This window comes from Phascolarctobacterium succinatutens CAG:287 (genome assembly GCF_000434895.1).
Classification (GTDB): Bacteria; Bacillota; Negativicutes; order Acidaminococcales; family Acidaminococcaceae; genus Phascolarctobacterium_A; species Phascolarctobacterium_A succinatutens_A.
In genome coordinates this window covers 3,117-7,296 of the sequence record NZ_FR892748.1, presented here as the reverse complement: position 1 = coordinate 7,296, position 4,180 = coordinate 3,117, and the positions used below count along the sequence as shown (strand labels likewise).

Sequence of the window (4,180 nt, the reverse complement as noted above, 5' to 3'; positions counted from 1 at the left end):
TTGTTCAAGTTGATTATACAATCTACCATTCAATAATCCAAAGATGATATCGTACACTTAAAGACATAATACAACTAAATTTAATCAAGTATTTAACTCAAACTTCCCACTTGTAAACCCCATCTAAACACTTGATCTACCTAAAGTTCACGAGAATAAAAGTAAGCGTAAAATATGACGCAGATGCAAAATTTTAATACTAATTAAGTAATAAATCAACTGACTTATACTTACATGGCAAAAAAGGTGCGCATTGTAAATCGCTTGTCTAACGAAAAAACAACTTCTCCCATAAAACAAAAACCTGGAGCACGCTTTTCTCAGTACTCCAGGTCTCTTTTTTTACAACAGCTCCACTGCAACCCTACAGCGTTTCTTATGAAAGGCTATCGCATAAGCATAGATATGCGTTCTTCCTTCATTGCGCAACCGTTCGTCGTAACGGCGCTCTCTTATCTGCTCTAGTGCCTTTTTGCAAGCACCATCAAGTTCACCAAAAGCAGCTGCATACTTTACTTCTATAACAATTCCAGTATCAGGCTCTTCCGTTTCCACAAGAATATCGCTGAAGCCATCACCAGATTCTGCATTAGATAAAACAAGCCATTCCGGCTCACTGCGCAGCAAACCCAAAAGCAGACCATGATAAAAGTTCTCCTTCTGCGCTTCCTTGGCTTTAGTATCCATAATGCTGATCATCCTGCTCATAATAAGATTCAGCTTTTTCTCCACCGAAACAGCATCACCGCTTGCCAGCGCCTGATTCAGTTCATTGGTCACAGATGATTTACGCACCAGCTCATTATCAAACCATTCCTTGATTTTGTGTAGGAAAACCTCGCGCACTTCCCGGTTCGGAAGCTTCAATTTATACATACCATTGACTGCTCCACCACTTGTAGTGAGATAACCCGTAGTAAAAAGCACACTCCACAAGTTATCAATAGAACGGTCAAGCTCATCATACGTCAAATCCAGACGCAAGCTTTTCTCTATACATTCTCCATCTAATAGCTGCTCCAATTCATTCTTAGTATTTTTGTCTGCCTTATGGACAAAATGCTGTACAAGCTCATTACCACTAGTATTAACCCAAAAAGCCTCTGGCGCAGCCGCATTATTAAACCGCAGCTTGTTGGCATAATTAATCACGTCCCAAGGACAATAAATCTCTGCCTTGCCAAAGCGATACCCGTCATACCATTCCTTCATTACGGAAGCATGCTTTTCAATAGCGTAGTAATGCATCAACCCATCAACCTCGTCCGGTGTAAAGCCAAAATACTCCTCTGCTCCCTCATCAACTATTGTATTGATGATAAAGTTGTTCAGACCTGTAAAAATACTTTCCTTGGACACACGCAAGCAGCCTGTAAGCACCGCTCTGTATAAATAGCTGTTAGTCTTCAGAGCCTTACCCCAAAAGGTACGCAATAGCGCCGTCATTTCTTTATAATAGCCTGCGTGATAGGCTTTTGCCAACGGAACATCATATTCATCAATCAGTACAACTACCTCACGCTCGTAATGCCTTGCCAAAAGCTGTGTCAAAAGACGTAAGCTGTCCGCCAATGCTTCTCCCTGTAATCCGTTACACAAAGCGGTGTAGGCAGTCAGCTCTTCAGGCAGGAGTTTATCACTAGTCTTCAGCTCCTCATGTCGCAATGCCTCCAGCTGCATAAGACGCGATAAATTTGCCTCTGCATTGCAGTAGCCAAGTCCTTCTACATCCTTCAGAGTCAAAAAAATCAACGGGAACTGTCCCAAGCATTGCTCGCATAAGTCTTTATCCTGCGCAATCCGGAGTCCATCAAACAGACTGCTGTCTGTGCCCAACTCATAAAAGCATTGCAGCATACTCATATTTAAGGTTTTACCAAAGCGTCTGGGACGCGTAAACAGATTCACCTTGCCCATACGCTTTTCTAAATCACTAATCAGACCAGTCTTATCAATATAATAATATTGTTCCTTGCGGATTGTATCAAAAAATTCTACTCCTAACGGCAATCTGCACTTGTCCACCTTCGTCCCCTCCTACACTAAAGCATTAAATTCTTGTCCGTTCGCAAAATCTAGTAATATTATATCATTTTAAAACAACAAATACTAGCGAGCCGAATTTATCGTAAAGCCAACATTTATTTATCACTATGGATAAACAGCTGAATTAAGTAAGGATTAGCTGTTTTTATCATAACCGAACCTCAAGTCTCTTAGTATATATTAAAACCCCCCCCAAACAAAAATCCGACGCACCGCTTCTACAGCACATCGGATTTACTTTATTCATCCCACAATATTCACTTTACCATCTCTTGCTGCTGCGCCAGTATTCACCACGGAGCAATGCCAGCACTGTAAACAGCTCCAAGCGTCCCAAAAGCATAGCCAACGCCAGCGTCAGCTGTCCCATACCGGTAACACCGGCATAGTTACCCGTAGCGCCAATGCTGCCAAAGGCAGGACCGACACTGGAAATACAGGAGGCCACGCCGAAAACGGCCTCGTCTACATCTACACCGCTTAAGCAGAGCAGCATAGTCAAAACAGCGATAACCAGAACATAAACGAAAAAGAAACGGCTGACGTTGATAATCGTTTCTGTCGGCAGACGTCTTTTAGCGTAGTAAACGTTGAGCAGCATCTGAGGATGCATAGTGCGACGCAGCTCCGCCATGACAGTTTTCAGCAGTACGATAAAACGGCAGACCTTAATACCGCCGGCAGTAGAGCCTGCGCAGCCGCCTGTCAGGAAGGTTACAGCCAAAACGAGCTTGGAAAAGGACGGCCACTGGTCGTAGTCCGCCGAAACATAGCCCGTAGTGCTGCCAAAGGAAGCCACCTGGAAGAAGGCTTCACGTACGCCGTCTGCCACACTGTAACCATTCACCATAATGATGTTGATGCTAATTAAGGCAGTAAAAATAGTAAGCATCACAATGTAGCTTTTGAATTCCAGATCATGCCACAAAACCTTCAGACCGATTTGCGTAACCTGATAGTACAAGGCAAAGTTACCTGCCGCCAAAATCATAAACAGACCGGTGACGATTTCAATACCAGCACTGTGGAAATGCGCGATACTGTCGTTATAAGGTGAAAAACCGCCGGTAGCAATTGCAGAGCAGGCATGGTTAACAGCATCATAGGTGCTCATGCCCAAAATTGCCAGCATACCGGTGAGAATAATCGTAAACAACAGATAGATATAAAACAACGCTACTGCAGTTGTACGGATACGCGGCAGAATACGGCTGTTGGAAAAGCCGCTGACCTCCGCATTGAAAAGATACACTGCACCACCGGCAATCTGCGGCAAGAGCGCTACGAACAGCACGATGATGCCGATACCGCCAATCCAGTGCGTCAGCGTGCGCCACAAAAGCAAACTGCGCGATACGATATCAAGATTGGCAATCGCTGTTGCGCCGGTAGTGGTCAGTCCGGACATACTTTCAAAATAGGCAGCGGCAGGGTTCAAAATGCCGTCAAAGCAATATGGCAGTGCACCCAAAGCAGCGGCCAGAAGCCACGAAAAGAATACCGTGCCGATACCCTCGCGCACGGATAAATTACGTGCTCCTCTACCGTCACCATAGTAATCAAAGATTCCGGCCAAAATAACAGCTACCGCTATGGAAAAGATAAAGGTTCTGGAGGTAGCATATTCGCCGTAAACAACAGACATCAAAAGCGGCAACAGCTGTGCAATTGCCAGGCCGGCAGAAATTTTTCCCAGGAGATATATTATAACCTTTGCATTCATCTTCTATACCTCCTGCCGTTACCAGTTCTGCTTATCGCGCCAAAAATCCGGGCGCATGATAACCAGCAGCGTAAAAATTTCCAGACGTCCCAAAATCATCGCCCAAATGCTGATGAAACGTGCCCAATCGGAAAGGCAATTATAGGTAGATGTCGGGCCGACGATACCGAAAGCCGGACCAACGCTGCTCATGCAGGCAGCAATCAAGCCCATTGATTCCATTATCGGTATCCCCGACAGGGAAATCAGGATAGTCAGCACAATAAACACCAAAATATACAGGAAGAAGAAACGCGTAATATTGCCGACGATAATCGGGTTGATTTCGCGCTCACCCATTCTGATGGAATAAACGATGCGCGGGTGCAGAGTACGCAACAGCTCTGCCCAGCCTGCCTTCAGCAGGATAAC

General features: G+C 44.8%; 3 protein-coding genes. All 3 read right to left on the bottom strand.

Features of this window, described 5'->3' with window-relative positions; genetic code table 11:
- Window positions 1-342: 342 nt before the first annotated feature.
- Window positions 343-2,025, bottom strand: a complete 1,683-nt coding sequence (locus BN587_RS00540) for an AAA family ATPase (RefSeq protein ID WP_021719222.1) — start codon at window positions 2,023-2,025, stop codon at window positions 343-345.
- A 283-nt stretch (window positions 2,026-2,308) separates the two neighbouring features.
- Window positions 2,309-3,769, bottom strand: a complete 1,461-nt coding sequence (locus tag BN587_RS00535; protein ID WP_021719221.1) for a TrkH family potassium uptake protein — start codon at window positions 3,767-3,769, stop codon at window positions 2,309-2,311.
- A gap of 18 nt (window positions 3,770-3,787) precedes the next feature.
- Window positions 3,788-4,180: potassium transporter TrkG (locus tag BN587_RS11625; RefSeq protein ID WP_044483870.1), on the bottom strand; the 393-nt coding region annotated here is incomplete at its 5' end.

Coding starts and splice junctions, on each gene's coding strand:
- BN587_RS00535 (WP_021719221.1), bottom strand. CDS start 3,769: ATGAATGCAAAGGTTATAATATATCTCCTGGGAAAAATTTCTGCCGGC.